Origin of the sequence: Herbivorax alkaliphila (genome assembly GCF_030848475.1) — a bacterium.
GTDB lineage: Bacteria > Bacillota > Clostridia > Acetivibrionales > Acetivibrionaceae > Herbivorax.
Map to the genome: position 1 here is coordinate 30,116 of NZ_JAVDDS010000016.1, position 23,307 is coordinate 53,422.

The window sequence follows — 23,307 nt, forward strand, 5'->3', positions numbered from 1 at the left end:
TCAAAATTCCAACAGTTTCGAGTGGATTTTATAAAGGTGATGATAAAATTATTTCACCTACAATACCTTAAGCTTGGGCAAAGGATCTAGAATTCTCTTAAGAAAGTCACCTGTGTATGATTCTTTAACTTTTATTATCTCCTCTGGTTTGCCCTTTGCAACTATATAACCACCTTTGTTTCCTCCTTCAGGTCCTAAATCTATAATATAGTCAGCTGTCTTTATAACATCTAAGTTATGTTCAATTACAATCACTGTGTTTCCTGAATCAACCAACCTTTGAAGAATGTCTGTAAGCCTGTGAACATCTGCTGCGTGAAGTCCTGTTGTTGGCTCGTCCAGTATATACATAGTTCTTCCTGTACTCCTTTTAGACAATTCGGTAGCAAGTTTCACTCTCTGTGCCTCCCCACCTGAAAGAGTGGTTGAAGGCTGTCCTAATTTTATATATCCCAATCCAACATCAAATAACGTCTTAAGTTTCTTTTGAATCCTAGGTATGTTTTTAAAAAACTCAAGTGCGTCTTCAACAGTCATATCAAGAACTTCTGCAATGTTTTTGCCTTTGTATCTTACTTCAAGTGTTTCTCTGTTATACCTTTTTCCTTTACATACTTCACAGGGAACATAAATATCCGGCAAAAAGTGCATTTCTATTTTAATTATTCCGTCCCCTCTACATGCTTCACAGCGCCCTCCTTTAACATTAAAGCTAAAACGCCCTGCCTTATATCCTCTGGTTTTAGACTCTGTAGTTTCTGAAAAAATTCCACGTATAATGTCAAATACTCCTGTATATGTTCCTGGATTAGACCTTGGTGTTCGTCCTATAGGAGACTGATCTATATCTATTACTTTATCAAGATGTTCAATTCCCTTAATATCATCATAATCTCCAGCCTTAGTTTTAGCCCTGTTTAGTTGACTGGCTAATTTTTTGTATAAAATTTCATTTACAAAAGAGCTTTTTCCTGACCCTGAAACTCCTGTTACGCATGTAAGTATACCTAGAGGGATTTCTATATCAACATTTTTTAAATTATTTTCCCTAGCTCCAATCACTTCAACCCATTTACCATTTGGCTCTCTTCTTTTTTTAGGAACTCTAATAGATTTTTTTCCACTCAGGTACTGACCTGTAATTGATTTTGGGTTTTGTTTTATTTCTTCTATATTCCCTTTAGCAATAACTTCTCCACCATGAACACCAGCTCCTGGCCCTAAATCTATAATATAATCGGCAGCGTACATTGTATCTTCGTCGTGCTCAACTACTATCAAAGTATTGCCTAAATCTTTCATCTTTTTAAGAGTTTTTAAAAGCCTTTCGTTATCCCTTTGATGAAGCCCAATACTTGGTTCATCTAAAATATATAAAACTCCCATAAGACCTGAGCCTATTTGTGTCGCAAGCCTTATCCTTTGAGCTTCCCCGCCTGAAAGTGTGCCGGCCGCTCTTGATAAGGTAAGATAATCCAATCCTACATCAACTAAAAACCCTAACCTCTCATTTATTTCCTTCAATATTTGATTTGCTATCATCCTTTGCCTTTGTGATAAATGTATGTTTTGAAAAAATTGCTTTGCCTCTCCTATAGATATACAACTAACATCATGAATATTTTTTCCTGATACCGTAACTGCTAGACTTTCTTTTTTTAATCTAGCTCCATTACATTCTAGACACAGATTATTACTCATAAACTGCTCATAATACTGCTTCATGCCCTCTGACTGGGTTTCCTTATATCGTCTTTCCACACTGTTTACTATCCCCTCAAAGGACGCTGTGAAAATTCCATTTCCATATGCCCTGTCATATTTTACAGACATCTTCTTTCCCTTTGTTCCATAAAGAATTATATTCACAATATGTTCTGGCAAATCTTCAATTGGAGTAGAAAGACTGAATTTATAGTGTTCTGCCAGAGCGTTTATATACATGCTAGCATAACTATCACCCTTTGCTATATTCCACCCCCCAACAACAACTGCGCCACCCTTTAATGATAATTTTTTATTTGGAATAACCAAATCAGGATCAACCTTTAATAGTGCTCCTAAGCCAGTACAATTAGGGCAGGCGCCAAATGGATTGTTAAAAGAAAACATTCTTGGTGTCAACTCTTCCATACTAATTCCACAATCATTACATGCAAAATTCTGACTAAACAAAAGCTCTTCTTTACCTACTACATCAACAATAAGTATTCCATTACTCAGTTTAAGTACAGTTTCAATTGAATCTGCAAGTCTTTTTTGTATATTGGGTTTAACTTTAATTCTGTCTACCACAATTTCAATATTATGCTTTTTATTTTTGTCAAGATCAATAGGGTCATTTACATCCATTACTTCTTTATCAACTCTTACTCTTACATACCCGGCTTTTTTTATGTCTTCTAAAAGTTTGTGATACTCGCCCTTTCTTCCTCTGACTACTGGGGCTAAAAGTTGTATCTTTTCTCCCTCATCAAGTTCCATAACATGATCAACCATCTGATCAACAGTCTGCTGTGAAATTTCTTTACCACAGGAAGGACAATGAGGAATCCCTATTCGTGCATACAAAAGTCTTAAATAGTCATGTATTTCCGTCACTGTTCCAACTGTAGATCTAGGATTTCTGCTGGTAGTCTTTTGGTCTATAGATATTGCTGGAGAAAGCCCTTCTATATAATCCACTTCTGGTTTCTCCATCTGGCCTAAAAACTGTCTTGCATAAGAAGACAAAGACTCCATATAACGCCTTTGACCTTCTGCATAGATAGTGTCAAAGGCAAGAGATGACTTACCAGAACCACTGACTCCTGTAACGACAACCAACTTATCTCTTGGTATTTCAACATTTACATTTTTTAAGTTGTGCTCTCTTGCACCTTTTATAAAAATTTTATCTCTTATCATTTTTCACACCTTATTTCCTATATTTAAATATAATGTTTAGCCTATTTCTTTATACAAATACGTTGTGTTTTAGTTGTTTTAAAAAATAGCTAAATATTTATGAGCAAAAGTCTCACCATAATATTATATCAAATAAATTCTAAAAATCAAACATAAGTTCGGTAAATAAATCGGTAAACGGTGTATATATTTAATGTGAAGAGCAATGCTTTCCCTTTCCTCGTCATATTAACACGCTCTAAAACTTGCTCCACAATGTTTCTTCCATATTTTCATTCACATAAATAACATGCACCCTTCGGCAAAGAAATTGGATGTTATTTACTTTACCTTTTCTTTTAGCTCACTTAATATGTCTCGCAGCTCTGCTGCTCTTTCAAACTGCAAGTCCGCAGCTGCTTGTTTCATCTCATCTGTAACTTTATCAATAAGCTCTTTAATTTCCTGCTTCGTCATTGTTTCACTATCTCTATCAACTTTATAATTTTCACCATCTTCTGCTACCTTAATTGTCTCTATAACATCACGAATGCCTTTTACTATACTCTTTGGAGTAATACCATGAGCTTTATTGTAATCTATCTGTATTCCTCTTCTTCTATTTGTCTCACCTATAGCTTTTTTCATAGATTTAGTAACCACATCAGCATACATTATTACTTTCCCCTCAACATTTCTTGCCGCTCTTCCAATGGTCTGTATTAGTGACGTCTCTGAACGCAAGAACCCTTCCTTATCTGCATCCAGTATTGCAACAAGAGATACTTCTGGTAAATCCAATCCCTCTCTTAAAAGATTTATTCCAACTAAGACATCAAAAACTCCAAGTCTTAATTCTCGTATTATTTCCATTCTTTCAATGGTGTCTATATCAGAGTGAAGATATTTTACTTTAAAATCCATTTCTTTTAAATAGTCTGTCAAATCCTCTGCCATCTTTTTAGTAAGTGTAGTAACAAGTATTCTTTGATTCTTTTCAGTTCTTTCACTTATTTCCCCAATAAGGTCATCAATCTGTCCTTTAACAGGTTTTACAATCACTTCAGGATCAATTAACCCAGTTGGTCTTATTATCTGTTCAACTATTTGCTTTGAGTTTTCATTTTCATATTTTGCAGGCGTTGCACTTACAAATACAATTTGATTTATTTTCTTTTCAAACTCCTCAAATTTAAGTGGTCTGTTGTCAAATGCAGAAGGGAGCCTGAATCCATAGTCAACAAGCGACTCTTTCCTTGACCTGTCACCATTATACATTGCCCCCACCTGTGGCACAGTAACATGGGACTCATCTATTATCATTAAAAAATCTTCTGGAAAATAGTCTATAAGAGTAAAAGGAGCACTCCCGGGTTTTCTTCCACTTACATACCTTGAATAGTTTTCTATCCCCTGACAAAATCCTACCTCCTGCATCATTTCAATATCATATAATGTCCTCTGCTCAAGCCTCTGGGCTTCTAAAAGTTTATCTTCGGATTTTAGTTCCTTTAAACGCTCTTGAAGCTCTTTTTCAATAGATACTATGGCTTTGTCCATCTTTTCTCTGGTTGTAGCATAGTGTGACGCTGGAAAAATTGCAACATGAGTTCTTGTACCTGCTATTTCCCCAGTAAGTGAATCCACCTCAGTAATTCGTTCAATTTCATCTCCAAAAAATTCAACTCTCAAAACTTCTTCTGAAGAAGACGCAGGAAAAATTTCTAAAACATCACCTCTTACTCTAAACCTTCCCCTTTTAAAGTCTATATCATTTCTGTCATATTGAATGTCCACAAGCTTTTTTATAACTTCATCCCGATCTTTTTGCATTCCAGGCCTTAAAGAAAGCATAAGTTCAGTATAATCTTCTGGATCACCCAAACCATATATACAGGACACACTGGCAACAATTATAACATCTCTTCTTTCAAAAAGAGCTGCCGTAGCAGAATGCCTTAGTTTATCTATCTCATCATTTATAGAAGAATCCTTTTCAATATACGTATCAGTAGTTGGAATATATGCTTCTGGCTGATAATAGTCATAATAACTTACAAAATACTCAACACAATTGTTGGGAAAATACTCCTTAAACTCACTGCAAAGCTGTGCTGCTAAAGTTTTATTGTGAGCAATAATCAATGTAGGTTTTTGCACTCTCTCAATAACATTTGCCATTGTAAATGTTTTACCTGAACCAGTAACACCTAGAAGACTCTGTTCTTTAAATCCAGCATTTATACCTTCTACAAGTTTATCTATCGCCTCAGGCTGATCCCCGCAAGGCTTATAATTTGATTTTATTTTAAATTCATGCATAAAACATCCTCCTTCTATCTCTAATCATATATACCACATCTAATAAACTTATCACAGGGTGCATATAGTTTTTATATTTTAAATACACTTTTTATCATATGTCTATTTTACATTAATATTTTTGTATTGTATATTACAAACCATATTTTGGCTGTATATATTAAGGATGAAGAACAATATTCCAGAAACTAAAATTTTTTAATGAATGGAAACTTTAACTTGAGGCATCCTCTTTACATTTATCTTATAAGTTGCATTAGATTTTAAAATATTGATTTATAAGAACTATTAATATATAGTTAATATTGTGTTCATGATTTTTCAGTAAACTTAAATACAAGGTGTTTTTTATTTATTCTTAAGATACCGTATATACGAAAGGGGACTTTATTTTGTTTAAAAAAATTTTATTAATTACAATTTCAACTATACTGGCAATATCACTTTTGTCATGCCAAAATGAAACTGAGGAAACATCAGGACAAACACCTGAAAATAATTCTGGGGAAACACTAAGAGAACAACTACCTGAAAGCATTTCTGATGATGCACCAGTAGAACAGCAAGAAAATATACCAGTAGCAGTTGTAAATGACGCTGAAATTATGTTATTTGATTTATTTGAAGTATATCAAAATTTAAATAGAAACTATATGGAAATGGGCGTAGATATTTCTGATGATGGAATAAGGGATCAAGTATTAGAAGAAGCTCTAGACACATTAATTGCATATGAAGTGCTTTTTCAAAGTGCTGTAAAGGAAGGTTATACAATTTCGCCTGAAAAATTAGATGAAGAAATAGAAACAATTAAGTCTCAATTTGAATCTGAACAAGAATTTATAGATTCGTTAGAGATGAGACAAATTACTGTAGAAGAACTAAAAGAAGACATTGAAAGAGAAATGCTTGTTTCAGATTATGTTGAAAGTACAGTTGAACAACCTGAAGTAACTGAAGAAGAAATTATGGAAATGTATGATCAATACACAGAAACACTAGAAGAAGACCCACCAGAATATGAAGATTTAAAACCACAATTAGAGCAAACAGTAAAAAATAATAAATTTTCGGAAAATGTTGATGTATTAATAGAAAATTTAAAAGAAGATAATAAAATAGAAGTTTTCAGAGAAGAAATGGACTAAGAGAAATGTTATTTATCATACTCCCCTCCTTTCTGGGTGCATGTTATAAATATAGAAAAAACTTATAAAACATGTTAATACGGCGTGGAGTATTAACATGTTTTATACTGGGAAACTTTAGCTTCTGGAATGTTGTTATTGACATAAAATACTTAGGATACTATAATTAAAATTAAGTAGGATGGTAAAACGGTAGCAAAAAGCATAAAGATTAATGAAACTGCGTTAGTTTATTCTAATGTGCAGTTGCTATATATTTTTTGTGCAAATTACCCCTGCGAGGGGTTTTTTTTATTAATTTTTTTAGGGAGGTATCAGTAAATGAAAATTCAAAAGTCTCACAAATTATTAATGGGAGCAAAAAAAGTTGTGGTTAAAGGGCTTGTATTGTCAATGCTTTTTACAACTATTCTTTTAAGTGGCTGTTCACAAACAGCTTCATTAGGAGATAGTCCTGTGGAGTTATCCCTTGCACATTTTTTTCCGGCTACTCATCCAGCCGAAAAGGAACTTGTTGAAGTGTGGGGTAAAAAAATTGAAGAAGCTACAGATGGAAAAGTTGTTATTACCAGTTATCCTGGCGAAACACTTTTAGATGCAGATGATACTTACAGTGGTGTTGTAGATGGCATAGCAGATATTGGTCTTTCATGCTTTTCTTATAATAAAGGACGTTTCCCTGTTTCAGCGGCCTTTGAACAACCTGGTATAGTTTATAAAAATTCAAAGGTTGCAAGTATGGTAGCATGGGAAGGCATTAAAAAATTAAATCCTGAAGAAGTACAGGATACGAAACTATTAATGGTAATTGCAACCGGCCCTGGTGATATATTTTCTAAATCACCTGTAAATGACCTTGAAGATTTAGATGGTATGCAAATACGAGCTACAGGTTTAACTGCCGATACACTTGAACTATTAGGTGCATCCCCTGTTGGAATGCCACAGTCTGAAGCATATGAGGCATTGTCTAGAGGAATGGTAGCTGGAAACCTTGCACCAATTGAAGTTTTACAAACATGGAATCATGCTGATGTAACAGACTATATTACCCAAACACCATTTTTATATAATAATCTATTTTATATAACTATGAATCTTGATACCTGGGACTCTCTTTCAACAGAAACTCAAGACATAATTGTAGAAATTTCTGAAAATCTTCATAAAGAAGACTCAATTGCTCTTTGGGACAGACAAAATGAAGTTTCCCTTGACTGGGCTGTAAATGAAAAAGGTATGGAGCTTATGACTCTTTCAGATGAAGAAACTCAAAAGTGGATAGAACTTGTAAAACCTTTACAAGAAAAATATGTTTCTCAAAATGGTGAAAAAGCTAAAGAGGCTTTGGAAACTGCAAAAGAACTTGCTGAAAAATATAATGAAAAGTATTGATGGTGATTTTAACATGAATAAGAAAGATTTTTCCGTTTCAAAAAATGGCAAAACATTTAATAAAATAGAAACTATCATTGTCTATACAAGTAAAATGTTTGACAATGTAGCTGGGGGAATTGTTTTTGCAACTATGCTGATTGTAGTAGTTAATGTAATTATGCGACGGGTTTTTAACAGTCCTATTTCTGGAGCTCATGATGTTATAGGACTTTTAACTTCATCTTTTATAGGGCTTTCTATTGCCTATTGTGCAGTTCAGAAAGCTCATATTGCAGTTGAATTTATTATGGAGAAAATCTCCTCTAAAAAGCGAAGAATTATAGATATTATAGTTCAGTGTATATATATATCTTTTCTCAGCCTTTTCAGCATCCGCCTTTTTATATATGGATATAATGTATCATTAAGCGGTGAGGTTTCTCCAACAGCAAGAATTCCTCTCTTCCCCTTTATATTTATTGTTGCCACAGGCTTTACCTTTTTATGCCTAGTGGTTATAACTCAATTTTCAAAAAATATTCAGGAGGTGATTAGAAAATGAGTCCTCCTTTAGTTGGATTAATCGGTGTTTTAATATTTTTTGTACTTATAGCTTTTAAAGTACCAATTGCTTTTTCAATGCTTATAGTTGGTTTTAGCGGATTTGCATACTTAAGAACACCTAATGCTGCATTCAGTATGGTTTCATCTGAACTTTTTTCAACCTTTTCATCAAATTCATTAGGTGTAATTCCAATGTTCGTTTGGATGGGTTTTATTGCATACTATGCCGGTATCGGATCCTGTCTTTATAATTTTTCATACAGGATGATTGGACATCGTCCCGGTGGACTTGCTATATCAACCCAGATTGCATGTGCAGTTTTTGGAGCTATATGCGGTTCAAATTCTGCTACTGCTGCTACTATGGGAGCTATTGCCCTTCCTGAAATGCGCAAATATAAATATGATGACTCACTGTCAACTGCAAGTGTTGCTGCTGCTGGTGCTTTAGGGGTTCTTATACCTCCAAGTGTTATTTTTATTGTATATGGTGTGGCAACTGAACAACCTATTGGTAAACTTTTTATCGCAGGTATTATACCAGGACTTCTTTTAATGTCTCTTTATATGATTACAATTTATATTCTGGTAAAAAGAAACCCTTCTCTTGCCTTAGCTGGTGAAAAATCAAATTGGAATGAACGAATTGGAGCATTAAAGGGTGGTCTTTTTGAAGTGCTTCTTACTTTTTCTATATCTTTAGGATTCCTTTTTAAAGGTTGGATTTCTCCGACAGAAGCAGGAGCGATAGGTGCTGGAATTATTCTTTTCATAACGTTAATAAGAAGGCGTCTTAGTTGGGAAGGTTTTAAAAATTCTTTAAAAGATACCACAAGAACCACTGCAATGATTATGCTAATGGTAGCAGGTGCTATTGTTTTTGGACGTTTTATTGCTATCAGCAGGCTTCCATTTGAAATGGCAAGCTGGGCGTCTGAACTTGTGCTACCATCATTTCTTATTGTAGGAATTATACTTTTAATATATATGGTTCTAGGGTGCTTTATTGATGCTCTGGCTCTAATACTGCTTACCATACCTATTTTTTATCCTGTTGTTGTTGGGACTTTAAACTACGATCCTATATGGTTTGGAGTTATAATTGTTATGGTTGTTGCAATGGGGGTAATAACTCCACCTGTTGGAATGAATGTATTTATTATAAAGGGAGTGGCAAAAGATATACCTTTAGAGACTATATACAAAGGAGTATGGCCATTTTTAATTGCCATTATTGTATGTCTGACGATACTCATAGCATTCCCACAATTGGTCACATTTTTGCCAAATTTAATTACGTATTAGCAAAACTTAGTTTATATGTTTAGTTAAAGCTAAACATATAAACTTAAGGTTACAAAAGAAAAAGTTTTAATACGGTTAATAAAACCAGTACCCCTTTACTCTCATTTTGTGATAAAATAAATAATATTATATATTCAAGTTTTAATCAAAATAGTGAGTGTTAAGTATTTATCCTATCTAAATTAAAAATGGGGGCTAAAATTATGAAAAACAAATTTGCTTTTAAGGTTTTACTCGCAATAATTATAGGTACTGTGTTATTGACTGTTTTTACAAGTTGTAGCGGTAAGATTATCCAAGAAGATTCTGAAACTACAACTGAAGTTCCAAACTCAATAGAAGAACAAGGTGAACCGGAACCTACGCCCGAACCAACACCTAAACCAACTCCTGAGCCAACACCTGAACCAGTAAAGGCAAAAGCACTATTTTTATCTTCTTGGCCACTTAGTATTCAAAGTAATATTGAGCACTTTGTAAATCTGGCAAATACAACTGAGATAAATGCCTATGTTATAGACATAAAGGATGACACAGGCTATGTTAGTTACCCTTCTGAGGTGCCTCTTGTTAAGGAAAAACAAACTTATCAAAGTAGATTTAAAATAGAAGAGGTTGTCAGAGAATTTCAGGAAAACGATATTTATGTTATAGGAAGGGTTGTCGTCTTTAAAGACCCTGTAATACCTGAAAAAATGCCTGAGTGGGCTATAAGAGATACTTCCGGTGGGTTTTTAATTCATAACGGTATGACTTGGGTTAATCCATATAATAAAGATGCTTGGAAGTATAATGTGGATATAGCAAAAGAGGCACTGGAAAAGGGAGTAGATGAAATACAATTTGATTATGTCCGCTTTCCTGACGGAAATAAAAATAGAATGGTTTTTCCAGGTGCAGAAGACAAAGAACTACATGAGGCTATAAACGAATTCCTTGCTTATGCAAGAAGCGAAATGCCAGATGCCATAATATCTGCCGATGTATTTGGGATAATATGCGAAAGTCCAGCAGACACTGAAAAAATTGGCCAATATCTAGAATTAATTGGAAAAGACGTTGATTATATATGTCCAATGATATATCCTTCCCACTATTATCAGGGTCAAAAAATTAATGGAGTAGTATTTCCCAAACCGGATTTTGACCCCTATGGAGTTGTGTATAATACATTGGTTAGGGCTAGAGACAGAATTGCAAAAGTACCAGATTACAATGCAAAAGTAAGACCTTATTTACAAGACTTTACTGCTTCTTGGTTAGGTCAGGGAAACTTTATGAAATATGGAGCCGAAGAAGTCAGACAGCAAATTCAAGCAGTTTATGATGCAGGATATGAAGAATGGATTTTGTGGAACTCAAATATAAAATATTCTGAGGAAGCTTTTAAAAAAGAGTAACTTCCTTTGGCTTTGATAAATATCGGAGCTTTAAGTGTAGATTCTACAACATCTAAAACTTTTGAGACTCCACCTTGTAGAAATGAAGTCTTAGAAAAAGATAACTAAGATTTTGGTAAGCGTTAAACTAAGATATAAAGGTTCCAGCCACTAACTGGAACCTTTGTTTTATACTATAATATTAAGTAATTTCACGAACAAACCACTACTAAAATCCGATTTTGAATCAAAGGGTTTTTCTATATATCAATCTTCCCTGCCTTCTTTAAGGTACTCAATATATTCTTCAAGACAAAATCCCTTTGACTTGATAACTTCTGCATGTTCTTTTCCCACATATCTAAAATGCCACGGTTCATATACAACCTTTGTTATTGATTGCTTATCTTCAGGATATCTTAAAATAAATCCATATTTATGAGCATTTTCATTAAGCCATTTAAAAGCAGCTGTATTTTCGAAATTAGTTTTTGCATAATTAAAATCAACAGCTAATCCAATATGGTGCTCACTAGTTCCTGGTCTTGAAATAGAAGTAGCAGCTAGCCTGTCCGCTTCTTCTATAGATTTTCCTAAATCAATATACTCCTGTACCTTTCTATCAAATATCACCTTTTGTTCATTCTTGTCCCTGTAGGTGGATTGTGCCCATATAGTGTCTCCAGTTTCACGTCTGCAATCCTCAATAAGCATTTTCAATTCATCTATAGCTCTTGAATCAAATTTTCTTGTACCATCAATACTAGAGAGCTCAAATGTGTAATCATCAGGAACTGGGTTGTCCGCATTTACCAGTAATAACCGCCAATCATCTATGTTAACTTCTTGCGTATCCTCACTGCTGTCTCCCTCACCTTGTGTGTCCTCACTGTCGCCTCTCTCATCTTGCGTATCCTCATTACTATTTCCCTCACCTTGTATACCTTCACTGTCGCCTCTCTCATCTTGCGTATCCTCTTCTACTAAATCCTCATTATGTATTTCTTTATAATCTTCTCTGTCATCATTATCAAGTACCTCAACTTTGTCAATTTGGGAACTAGCAGCAATATCTTCATCATTAGTTTCTCCAGAATTTTGGGTAAAACTAATAAGCCCCCATGCAATAAACATAAATATAACCAGTGTCCTAATTTTTGCAAACATCAACCTTCTTTTTTTTCTTAAATTACTTTTTCTTTTGTACATTTTTCTCTCCCTCTACATCTTTTGACACATCTAAAACTATCATAATTTAATTTTCAGGTAAATATAAATCTATATTTAAAAATCTACTGTTTAGCTAAATAAGTTCACTAGAAAGTGAAACAACATATGCTTCCTTTGTATATGTTAACAACCTATTTAACATACTATCATTTATTTATCACTATTTAAATATAAAAAATCTATTATTAAGAATATTTTTTCAAACATTCTTCTAGCTTATCTTTTAGTCCCTCACGAATATGCTTTGGCTCTAGAACTTCAGCAAAGTTTCCAAAAGAAAGTATATACCCATAAACCCAGTCTTCATCTGGCAAAAAAGATGTAACCTTAAAACTTCCATCTTGATTTTCTGATACACATTCCCTATCAAATTCATCAAATATCCTAAATGCCATTTTTCTATTAATTCTTAAAACAACTTTAATTGTCCTAGCATCTGTTTCATTATAATCCAAGGTCACCTTCTTTGGGCTGGATCTTGCAAAAGACTTATCTATCATAACTATTTTTTTTATTCTGCTTACTTTAAACATTCTAAAGTCTTCTTTAACACAACAAAATGCATATACATACCAGGCATAACCTTTGAAAACAAGCTTTAAAGGTTCGACTGCTCTATTTGTTTTTTCTCCATATGAGTTGTAGTACTCAAAAGACACAACTTTTTTGTTTAAAATAGCTTCCTTAAAAATATTAAATCTGTCTTTTTCCTCAGCACTACTACCCCAGCGTGAAAAATCAACATCTATCCAGCTTGTATTGTCTTTGCCAAATATTACTCCCAATTTCTTTAATACCGGATCTATATCCAATGCATTTAAAGCTTTGAGACTTTGTAATGAAGAAAGAATATCCATCTGTTCTTTTTCTGAAAGCATTGATTTATTGAGTACAAAGTTATCTAAAATGCTAATGCCCCCACCTTTGCCCTTCATGGCGTAAATAGGTATCCCAGCAGAACTCAATATATCTACATCTCTATAAATTGTACGTTGAGAAACTTCAAAATGTTCTGCTAACTCTTTAGCTGTTACTGTTTTTTTATCAAGTAAAATATAAACCATTTCAATAATACGATTTATTTGCATATCATCACCTATGTATATTTTACCACACAAATATGACAAGTACATGTCATATTTAATATGGATGCATGATATTTAAGTATGACTGAAAATATAGAAGAAACATTCTTTGATAAACGTCACTCTGCGGCTTTAAAATTATATGTAGGTTTTATTATATCAATAATTTCAACAGCATCCTTTATGTTTTTTATTATTTCATCCATAGGCTTATAAGCTAAGGCGCATTCATCTAAAGTAGACTTATTTACTGTTGATGAATAAATGCCCTCCATGGATTTTTTGAACTCTTCTAAAGTGATAGATTTCTTTGCTTTTTTTCTACTCATTAACCTTCCTGCACCATGAGGTGCAGAATAATTCCAATCTCTATTGCCCTTTCCAACACAAATTAGACTTCCATCTCTCATATTAATAGGAATGAGAACACGCTCATCTTTACGTGCTGAAATGGCTCCTTTTCTTAAAATCATATTTTCAATGTCTATATAGTTGTGTATAGTAGTGAACTGTTCACTAACATCAATATTAATTTTTCTAACAATTTCATCTACAATAGCCTTTCGGTTAATAACTGCAAAATATTGTACTATTTTCATATCATTGAGATACTCATTAAAGCCTTTCCCCTGCACATATGCAAGGGATTTACTTATTTTTGAGGTCTTTATCTTTTTTATTTCCCCTTGAATTTCCTTTTCACGCCCTTGAGATTTTAATTTTTGTATGACCTCTAAAATGTATTTGTTGTTTTTTACCATTTCCTTATATCCAAGGTCTTGATAAAACTGGGCAACCTGCTTGCCTAGGTGTCTGCTACCTGAATGTACAACTAGATAAAGGCATCCTCTTTTATCCCTGTTTACTTCAATAAAGTGATTGCCTCCACCTAATGTTCCTATACTTAATTTTGCTCTATTTATATTTACATTCTTTTTGCATATTAACTTTTCAAAATCAATTTCATTAGTATAACTATGCTGTTTCTTTCTAACATCAAACCCAGCTGGTATAAACTCATGAATAACTTTGTCCAATTTTTCTAAATCTATTTCCTTATTCTCTAGCCTTATTGTCTCCATACCACAACCGATATCAACGCCGACTAAATTGGGAACTATCTTATCCTGTATAGTCATTGTTGTTCCAATGGTACAACCTGCTCCTGCATGTGTATCTGGCATAATCCTTATAGAACTGTCTTTAACAAACTCTTGGTTGCAAAGTTCCTGTATCTGTTCAGCAGCTTGACTCTCTAGATTGTCAGTAAAAACTTTTGCTGCATTAAATTTCCCTTTTATTTCTATCATAACCTCACCGCTTTCATTGTACACTAATAATCTTATAGTTTTATTCTAGGTACAATAACTTGATTGTCTATTCAATTTCAAACTTGAGAAAATATTTCTTTCTTAAATATATCACATTTTTCTCTATTACTAAAGCAATCTAGAAAAATATGCTAATAAATATTAGCGTATTAAGAAGGTATTTTAATGTAAAAAATTTTAAACAGAAAAAACAGTGACTAAAGTAACTATTTTATTTTTTTTATTTATGATATAATGAAAATATGTTTTATCTTGAATTATATAGGGTTTTATCAATATATCTTTCGTTTATGAATATCTATTCTCTCTTTTTATAGTACAGTTGTAGCAAATTACATTTAAAGGATTTTAATTACACAGTATACCCTCATGTGATTCAAATTGTGGCAAATTGTGTTATTTGAAGGAGGAGTTTTATGTTTAAAAAAATGATTATTTTAGGGTTGGTGTTTGTTTTGCTTAGTACAACCATACTGACAACAGGTCTTTATGTCCAGGGAAGAAATTGGAGTACATATTACATACTATATGAGGATCCAATTGTTACTCATGACAGCGCTCAAATAGAAATTGAATTTATTATGGGCGAGGTATGCTATAATGATATAACCCTTCCCGGATATGTATATGATTTGCAATACTGGGAAACCAGCGATCCATCAACCATTCATACTTACCCTTTAGGAGGACCTGATGTAATGAATGAATTACAAACTGTCACTCTTACTAACTTAAAACCAGACACAGAATATACATACACGGGATGGGGACAAATTAGCACTTCAAATTTTGAAGGAACGCCAGAGACTATTACTTTTAGAACTGATCCTATAGATGCTTCTTCACTTGTCTATGGTGATTTAAACGAAGATGGAACTATAGATTCTACAGACTACGCTCTGTTAAAAAGACATGTATTATCTATATCTCAGTTGTCACCAAAACAAAAAATTCTAGCAGATTTAAACGGAGATGGCATTATAGATAGTACTGATTGCGTTCTTTTGCAGCGCTATATTATCGGTACAATAGACAAGTTTCCTGTAGAAAAAAATTATGAAAATATTATTAATCTTCCAGATGGAGAAATAGATAATATAGTTTTACATCTTCCCCCATATTGCCAAAAAACAATTACTGGAAAAGACGATATAAATACCATAGTTGATATGGTGCAGGGAATTAATGTCTTAGAACAAACATATGAAGAAATCGTTTGCGGATATTTTATTATTAACATCAACTTTGATGATGGAACAAAATATAATATTACCTATAATGATCATTTAATAAAAGATGACAACCGTTATGAAATTGAATTTACTAATGGTGATCCTTTTGATTTGTTTGATGAGTTGGACTATCCTTTAGAACCTATAGATTTTGATAATTAATAATAACTTTATGTCTAAAAATTTATTTTATGTAATCTTACTCCATTTTTACATATGAAACTTAAAAAGCAAGGATATTGGGAAGAAAATCCTTGCTTTTTAAGTTTTTTATCTTATTCTAACACTCCACCTGAAGCCTCGATGTTTAGGTTTAGCTAAACGAGTTCACTTTAATATATAGTCACCAATATTATGTGGAGGAAAATCATCAGGACTATCAATGTCTTTTCCTTTTACAATATTAATAATCAAATCATGAATTTTAGTATAATTTTTTTTCCTAACCCTCCTGCCTTCAAATTTAGTTATAACACTATTAGACAGAAGTCCCATATGAGATAAATTAAAGTAGTATACTTTAGCATTACCATTACAGTTCATATCCGCACTTTTTATTGGTACAACTCCATCACCTATGCCAAATAACAATTCATAATTGTTTTCTATAAATCTACCAACAGATTCCTTTGTTGCTTCTTTTCTGATAACCTGCATAATATTAGAGCGTCTGTATCCAACAATTCTGTATTCTTTAATAGCTGGATTTAATTGTTCTGTTTCCATTTTTCTCCTGAAAAGCATTCCCTTTTTATACAGCTTAAAATTATAATTATCTTCTATATATTTTTTTGTTTTATTATAACTTGTAATATTATTGTGCTCATCATAGTAAAAGGTACTATAATCATAATCTTTGTAAATGTCATTATATACATTTACAAAACTCTCTCCAGGTATAAGTTCGTATACTGAAGGCATATTTTTAACCATCTTCTTTGAAATTGTGTTTAGTAATATAGGTAAACCCAAATTATCACCCACTGTCAAACCCTTTATTGCCCTTGGTGTACCGAGATTTGGAGAAGCAATGTTAATAAAATTTGCTACAGGAGAATTTGGTTTTCTTAAAAGATAACTTCTTGCAACAAGCCCTCCAGAACTGTGCGTAACAATTGTAACAGGTTTTCCATTAGAATATGTATCAAGTGCATATTCAATTCCATCATCAACCGCCTTTATTGTATTGTCATGAGAAAATCCAATCCTCCAGTCATATGGTACTTTAACTACGTTAATTTTTGCCTTTCTTAATGCATCAAGAAATATCTTAGTTTGATTATGTCCTCCCAAAGAAGGCCAATAAGTTTCAAATACCCTTCTAGGATATGTTCGATAATGCCCATTTGAACCAGTATCAAGCTCTCCATCACTATTAAGAGCCATTCTTTGATGTAAAAAGGGATCAATTACAGGCCATAGCTTTTTGGGTATTATTGAATCTTCATAAATTTCTGTACCAAGAAATCCTGGAATAAAAACCACAACAGGAACTGAATCTATTTTAGAAAATTCCCCCATTGCCTTCCTCCAATTCTTATAGTGTGTTTTTAACTATAAAAAACGAATAATCTTATTATGCACTAAACAATAGATATTTATTATTCTCTAGAAGTCCAGCAACCTTTTGTATTTAATCAAACTTTGAAATTATATAATCTGTAAACTCTGTTGTAGAAGCACTTCCACCTATATCTGCTGTGAGAACTTTACCTTCTTGTAGCACACTTGATAAAGCATTTTCTATCCTGTTTGATGCTTCCAATTCACCTAGATATCTTAACATATGTATTCCGGATAAAACTAATGCCGTAGGATTGGCAATATTTTGTCCTGCAATATTTGGTGCACTACCGTGAACTGCTTCAAAGATAGCATATTTACTTCCTATATTAGCACCTGGTGCAAATCCCAGACCACCAACAAGTCCTGCACATAAATCAGATACTATGTCTCCATAAAGGTTAGGAAGTACTAAAACGTCATATGTCTCAGGTACTTGTACAAGTCTCATACACATTGCATCAATAATCATTTCTTCAAACTCGATGTTAGGATATTCCTTTGATATATCTTTAGCTATACCTAAAAACATGCCATCAGTGCATTTCATAATATTAGCTTTATGAACTGCAGTTACTTTTTTCCTACCTTCTTTTCTCGCATGCTCAAATGCATATCTAATTATCCTTTCGCATCCCTTACGTGTGAAAATTTTTATGCTTTCTGCTGCATCATCACCAACCATATGCTCAATTCCAACATATAAATCTTCAGTATTCTCTCTAATTATAACAAGGTCAATATTGTCATATTTTGTAGGTATACCACTATATGTTTTTATCGGTCTAAGGTTAGTGTATAGATCAAGTTCTTTTCTCAATGTAACATTAACACTTCTAAAACCTTCTCCTACTGGAGTCGTTATAGGTCCCTTTAGGGCAATTTTGTTTTTTCTAATAGAATTAATTACATGCTCTGGAAGAGGATTCTTAAATTGCTCTATTACGTGAGAACCAGCATTTTGAATATCCCAATCAATTTTTACTCCTACAGAATCAATTATTTTCTTAGTGGCAAATGTAACTTCCGGACCTATCCCATCTCCTGGTATCAAGGTAATTTTATGCATATCCTTCTCCTTTTTTCATAATTTTTCATCTTATCTTAAGACTCCTCCTTCTAGAAAGTAGAGCCATCTTATACTCTATAACCTAACATTCTGTTTATATATCAAGCTTTAATTGAATGTCTTCCTCCTCTTCGTCTTTTAAGTAGCGTCCCACAGCAGGTATATTTTTTGTCCTATAGTAATCAAAATCCTTAATGCCCGCCTCGTCTAAACTCTTTATACTGGTCATTAGACTTCCCTTTTTGGCCTTTAGAACCTGTACTCCTTGGGATCCTCTGGTTGATTTAGAATTTATATTCGAAGTATTAAAAATAAGTACTTTATTAAGACTGCTAAAAGCAGCCAGCTCAATATCCTCTAAAATATGTGATATATAAATAAGTTTTGATGTATCACTGTAAGCATTGGCAAGCTTCTTTCTATTTGTTTTTGTTTCATAACTTTTTAAATCTATCTTTGCAATCTTTCCACTTTCAAATGCAAAAATCATATAACCTTTGTATTCATCAGTTACAACAATATATAAAATTTCTTCTCCTTCTTCCATCTCTAAGAGGTTTGACAAATACATACCTAAGCTACTGGCTTTACAATCCCCAATCTCAAATAATTTCATCTTATAAACTGTATGCTTATTAGAAAACAAAAGTAAGTCTGACTTATTACGACCTTCAATTTCCTGAATTATTGAGTCATCCTCTTTAAGTTTGTGCTCTGGATTTCCCCTTAAAGAAGTTAGAGGTATTTTCTTTAAATAATTGTGTTTTGTTAAAAACATCCTTAAATTGTAGTCTTCTATCAAATGTTCATGAGTTATCTCTTCTACATGTTCTTCATGAATTATTTCGGTGTTCCTAGGCTTACCATATTTTTTAGCTACATCTTTTAACTGTTTTATTATTATTTTTTTTATCTTTTTCTCACTGCTCAAAATATTTTTTAGTTCAGCTATAGTATTTTGAAGACTTTCAATCTCACTTACGCGATTTAATATATACTCTTTGTTAAGATTTCGAAGCTTTATTTCCGCAACAAATTCTGCCTGTACTTTATCTATTTCAAAACCTTCCATCAAATTAGGCACTACAAGTGCATCTTCCTCTGTTTTTCTGATTATTCTAATTGCTTTGTCTATATCAAGCAAAATCTTTTTTAATCCAAGCAGCAAATGCAACTTGTCTGATTTTTTTTGAATATCATAAGCAATCTGTCTCTTTATACATTCAACTCTAAATATAACCCATTCTTTTAAAATACCCTTTACTCCTAGTACTCTTGGGCGTCCATTAATTAAAATATTAAAGTTACAGTTAAAACTGTCTTCAAGTGAAGTAAATCTAAATAGTTTTTTCATTAAGACATCCGGGTCGGTACTCTTTTTTATATCAATGGTTATTTTAAGACCTTTCAAATCCGTCTCATCTCTTACATCTGCTATCTCTTTTATTTTATTATTTTTTATAAGATCAATAATTCCATCTATTATAACTTCTGTGGTAGTAGTATATGGAATCTCAAAAATTTCAATGCAATTATTCGCCTTGTCAAACCTATACTTAGCACGAAGTTTAAAACCTCCCCTTCCCGTACTGTATATTTTTTGAATATCCTTTTCGTTGTATATGAGCTGTCCCCCTGAAGATAAATCCGGGGCTTTCAGATAATCCAAAATATTTACATTCTCATCATCTATATATTCTATGGCAGCTTCACATACTTCTTTTAGATTAAAACTACATATATTACTTGCCATACCAACAGCTATTCCCTGATTTGAATTAACCAAAATATTTGGGTAAGTACTTGGAAGAAGCAAAGGCTCTTTCATCGTACCATCATAATTATCAACAAAGTCAACTGTATTCTTATCAAGATCTCTAAACAGCTCTTCTGATATTTTTTCAAGTCTGACCTCTGTATATCTAGGTGCTGCAAATCGCATATCCCTAGAATAATGCTTTCCAAAATTCCCCTTAGAATCTATGTACGGATGTATAAGTGCATCATTAGCTCTTGTCAATCTGACCAAAGTTTCATAAATTGCCATATCTCCATGAGGATTAAGCTTCATTGTTTGACCTACTACATTTGCTGACTTTGTCTTTGTTCCGGTCAAAAGCCCCATTTTATACATCGTATAAAGAAGTTTTCTATGAGATGGCTTAAGTCCGTCTATTTCAGGAATTGCCCTTGAAACTATCACACTCATAGCATACGGCATATAGTTACTTTCAAGTGTATCCACTATTTTTTGTTCAATTACATTATTTGAAGACATATTTTCTTCACCTTTCTAAAAAACTTTCTCTTTCTTTTATCAATCCCAATACCCTATCTTTTATAAGATAGGGTTACTTTTAAGCACCCTTTCCCTTCTGAAACTCCTTATAAATAAGTAAGTTTACTTTACCTCTAACTTACATCTACTATATCTATATATTTGTAACCATTTTCCTCTATATGTGACTTTCTCCCTTGCAGATTATCACCTAACAATATTCCAAAACATTCTTCGGTTTTCTCAATATCATCTGACACAACTTTAATTAATCTTCTTGTCTCTGGATTCATAGTTGTCTGCCACATCATCTCAGGCTCATTTTCTCCAAGACCTTTTGAGCGCTGAAGAGAACACTTTCCTTTTACCTTTGACATTATTTCATTTTTCTCTTTGTCAGAATAGGCAAAATAAGTTTTTTTCTTGGAAGTTATCTCAAAAAGTGGTGATTCTGCAATAAATACCTTTCCTGTTTGAATCAGTGTAGGCACCAGCCTATAAAGCATTGTAAGTATTAAAGTCCTTATCTGAAATCCATCCACATCTGCATCTGTACATATTATTATCTTGTTCCATTTAAGATTGTTAATATCAAAGGTATTAAAATCTTTATTGCTTTTAGTCTTAATTTCCACGCCACATCCTAAAACTTTTAAAAGATCTATAATTATCTCATTTTTAAATATACTGTCATATTCAGCCTTTAAACAATTAAGAATTTTACCTCTTACAGGAATTATTGCCTGAAAGCTGGCATCTCTTCCAAGCTTACATGCACCTAAAGCAGAGTCACCCTCAACAATGTATATTTCTCTTTTATCTATATCCTTTGTTCTGCAATCTACAAATTTTTTAACTCTGTTAGATATATCAACATTTCCACTAAGTTTCTTTTTAATATTTATCCTAGTTTTTTCAGCCTTTTCCCTGCTTCTCTTGTTAACAAGAATTTGCTGGGCTATTTTATCACTTTCCAATTTATTTTCAATAAAGTAAATCTCCAATTGTTCTTTTAAAAATTCAGTCATTGCTTCTTGAATGAATTTGTTAGTTATTGATTTTTTTGTCTGATTTTCATAGCTTGTCTCAGTTGAAAATGAGTTTGTCACAAGTATCATACTATCCTGTATGTCTTGGAAAGTAATTTTAGCTTCATCTTTGTTGTATTTTCCCAAAGACTTAAGATATTTATCTATTTCATATACAAAAGCATTCTTAACAGCTCTATCAGGCGAACCCCCATGCTCTAAAAAACTAGAATTATGATAGTATTCCAACATATTTATTTCATTGTTAAAGCAAAAAGCTATCTGCATTTTTACTTTATACTCGGGTTTGTCTTTTCTGTCCCTTCCTCTTGTAATTTTCTCAAAAAACCTGACATCTGTAAATGCCTTATCTTTAGAAATTTCTTTTATATAATCAACTATACCATTTTCATAACAATATTCGAATTTCTCATTTGACTCTTCATCGTACAAAATAAATTTCAAGCCAGCATTTACGACAGCCTGCTTTTTTAAAATATTTGTATAATATTCAAGTGGTATATTAATGTCTGTAAAAACCTCTAAATCAGGCTTCCATTTAATAATTGTTCCTGAATTTTCTAAGCTATTTTTTTCTTTTTTTAATCCATCTATGTTTTTACCTTTTTCAAAGTGCAGGGAATATTTTTGTCCCTCCCTAAAAACTGTAACCTCCATGTACTCTGAACTATATTGAGTTGCACAACTTCCAAGTCCATTTAACCCAAGACTGAATTCATAATTTTCACCAGTATTGTTTTTATATTTCCCTCCAGCATATAATTCACAAAAAACCAGTTCCCAGTTATATCTTTTTTCCTGTTCGTTGTAGTCAAGAGGTATTCCCCTTCCATTGTCTTTTATTGTAATAGAATGGTCTTCATGTCTTATAACTTCAATAATATTTCCATATCCTTCTCTGGCTTCATCTATAGAGTTAGAGAGAATCTCAAACACAGAATGTTGACATCCTTCAATACCATCCGAACCAAATATTACAGCTGGCCTTAACCTTACTCTGTCAGCTCCTTTTAGTGATGTAATACTGCTATTTCCATATTTTTCTATATTATTCTGTCTCACCATACTTTTTTGCCACTCCCATATATTTTTGTAAAAAGTATTATTTTATCAATTATAAGTCATATAAGTGTTTTGCAATATTTGTTTTGAATATTGCAAAACCATGTTCCTCGATTTATGAATTGCATATAAACTTTATCTTATTCTAAGGCTCTATTTAAAAGCCCAATGTTTAGACTATCTTTATGAATAAAATTCATTGCAATTCATATATTTAATATAACTTTATGTTATAATAAACTTTTCTAAAATCCAGCTTATATCAAACCTATGTTCGTGTCAAGATATTAAATAATTAAAAAATTAAAAAATCTTATTGCCAAAATTTTATTTTTATAATATAATGTATTCTAGACTCAAAAATTTCTTACCATTATTATTTATCAAGTTCTTAAGTCGTTTTCTATTAAACAGTATCTGGTTTTGT

Annotated in this window: 15 protein-coding genes; 6 read left to right on the plus strand and 9 right to left on the minus strand. The window is 32.6% G+C overall.

Translation table 11 applies throughout. The features are described from left to right. Nucleotides 1–57 precede the first annotated feature (57 nt). The gene (gene uvrA / locus RBH29_RS07645) at nt 58–2,907 is read right to left on the minus strand and encodes an excinuclease ABC subunit UvrA (RefSeq protein WP_306696190.1); all 2,850 of its coding nucleotides are present in this window, start codon (nt 2,905–2,907) and stop codon (nt 58–60) included. A 321-nt stretch (nt 2,908–3,228) separates the two neighbouring features. Next, nucleotides 3,229–5,208, minus strand: a complete 1,980-nt coding sequence (gene uvrB, locus RBH29_RS07650) for an excinuclease ABC subunit UvrB (protein WP_306696191.1) — start codon at nt 5,206–5,208, stop codon at nt 3,229–3,231. 392 nt (nt 5,209–5,600) lie between these two features. On the opposite strand from uvrB, the gene RBH29_RS07655 reads away from it, so the two are divergent. The 5 genes from RBH29_RS07655 to RBH29_RS07675 all read left to right on the plus strand — a co-directional run bounded on the left by RBH29_RS07655 (nt 5,601) and on the right by RBH29_RS07675 (nt 11,002). Continuing rightward, on the plus strand, nt 5,601–6,356 hold the full coding sequence (locus RBH29_RS07655; protein WP_306696192.1) for a SurA N-terminal domain-containing protein: 756 nt from the start codon (nt 5,601–5,603) through the stop codon (nt 6,354–6,356). A 321-nt stretch (nt 6,357–6,677) separates the two neighbouring features. Further along, nucleotides 6,678–7,751 carry a TRAP transporter substrate-binding protein gene (locus tag RBH29_RS07660; protein ID WP_306696193.1) on the plus strand — a complete coding sequence of 358 codons (1,074 nt, stop codon included), beginning with the start codon at nt 6,678–6,680 and terminating at the stop codon, nt 7,749–7,751. Continuing rightward, nucleotides 7,738–8,295, plus strand: coding sequence for a TRAP transporter small permease (locus RBH29_RS07665; RefSeq protein ID WP_306696194.1), 558 nt, complete (start codon nt 7,738–7,740; stop codon nt 8,293–8,295). Before RBH29_RS07660 ends, RBH29_RS07665 begins: the two co-directional genes overlap by 14 nt. After that, complete coding sequence (locus RBH29_RS07670) at nt 8,292–9,602, plus strand: TRAP transporter large permease (protein WP_306696195.1); 1,311 nt, start codon at nt 8,292–8,294, stop codon at nt 9,600–9,602. Before RBH29_RS07665 ends, RBH29_RS07670 begins: the two co-directional genes overlap by 4 nt. 203 nt (nt 9,603–9,805) lie before the next feature. After that, on the plus strand, nt 9,806–11,002 hold the full coding sequence (locus RBH29_RS07675; protein WP_306696196.1) for a putative glycoside hydrolase: 1,197 nt from the start codon (nt 9,806–9,808) through the stop codon (nt 11,000–11,002). 246 nt (nt 11,003–11,248) lie between these two features. Here RBH29_RS07675 and RBH29_RS07680 read toward each other — a convergent pair whose 3' ends face one another. From RBH29_RS07680 to RBH29_RS07690, 3 genes are all read right to left on the minus strand, one after another. After that, on the minus strand, nt 11,249–12,190 hold the full coding sequence (locus RBH29_RS07680; RefSeq protein WP_306696197.1) for a M15 family metallopeptidase: 942 nt from the start codon (nt 12,188–12,190) through the stop codon (nt 11,249–11,251). 206 nt (nt 12,191–12,396) lie between these two features. Continuing rightward, entirely contained in the window at nt 12,397–13,299 is a 903-nt protein-coding gene (locus RBH29_RS07685; RefSeq protein WP_306696198.1) for a helix-turn-helix transcriptional regulator, read from the minus strand. 116 nt (nt 13,300–13,415) lie between these two features. Further along, the gene (locus RBH29_RS07690) at nt 13,416–14,606 is read right to left on the minus strand and encodes an RtcB family protein (RefSeq protein WP_306696199.1); all 1,191 of its coding nucleotides are present in this window, start codon (nt 14,604–14,606) and stop codon (nt 13,416–13,418) included. A 437-nt stretch (nt 14,607–15,043) separates the two neighbouring features. Here RBH29_RS07690 and RBH29_RS07695 point away from each other — a divergent pair, with 437 nt between their 5' ends. Beyond that, the gene (locus RBH29_RS07695; protein WP_306696200.1) at nt 15,044–16,021 is read left to right on the plus strand and encodes a dockerin type I domain-containing protein; all 978 of its coding nucleotides are present in this window, start codon (nt 15,044–15,046) and stop codon (nt 16,019–16,021) included. Nucleotides 16,022–16,186: 165 nt separating this feature from the next. Here the strand turns inward: RBH29_RS07695 and RBH29_RS07700 are convergent, their stop codons facing one another. The 4 genes from RBH29_RS07700 to RBH29_RS07715 all read right to left on the minus strand — a co-directional run bounded on the left by RBH29_RS07700 (nt 16,187) and on the right by RBH29_RS07715 (nt 22,883). Beyond that, a complete protein-coding gene (locus tag RBH29_RS07700) occupies nt 16,187–17,380 on the minus strand; it encodes an alpha/beta fold hydrolase (RefSeq protein ID WP_306696201.1) in 1,194 nt (397 codons plus the stop codon). A 112-nt stretch (nt 17,381–17,492) separates the two neighbouring features. Continuing rightward, nucleotides 17,493–18,491 (minus strand): isocitrate/isopropylmalate dehydrogenase family protein, encoded by a 999-nt coding sequence (locus RBH29_RS07705; RefSeq protein WP_306696202.1) that lies wholly within the window; start codon nt 18,489–18,491, stop codon nt 17,493–17,495. 94 nt (nt 18,492–18,585) lie between these two features. Further along, on the minus strand, nt 18,586–20,769 hold the full coding sequence (locus tag RBH29_RS07710) for a DNA gyrase/topoisomerase IV subunit A (protein ID WP_306696203.1): 2,184 nt from the start codon (nt 20,767–20,769) through the stop codon (nt 18,586–18,588). A gap of 134 nt (nt 20,770–20,903) precedes the next feature. Next, nucleotides 20,904–22,883 (minus strand): DNA gyrase/topoisomerase IV subunit B, encoded by a 1,980-nt coding sequence (locus tag RBH29_RS07715; RefSeq protein WP_306696204.1) that lies wholly within the window; start codon nt 22,881–22,883, stop codon nt 20,904–20,906. Nucleotides 22,884–23,307 lie beyond the last annotated feature (424 nt).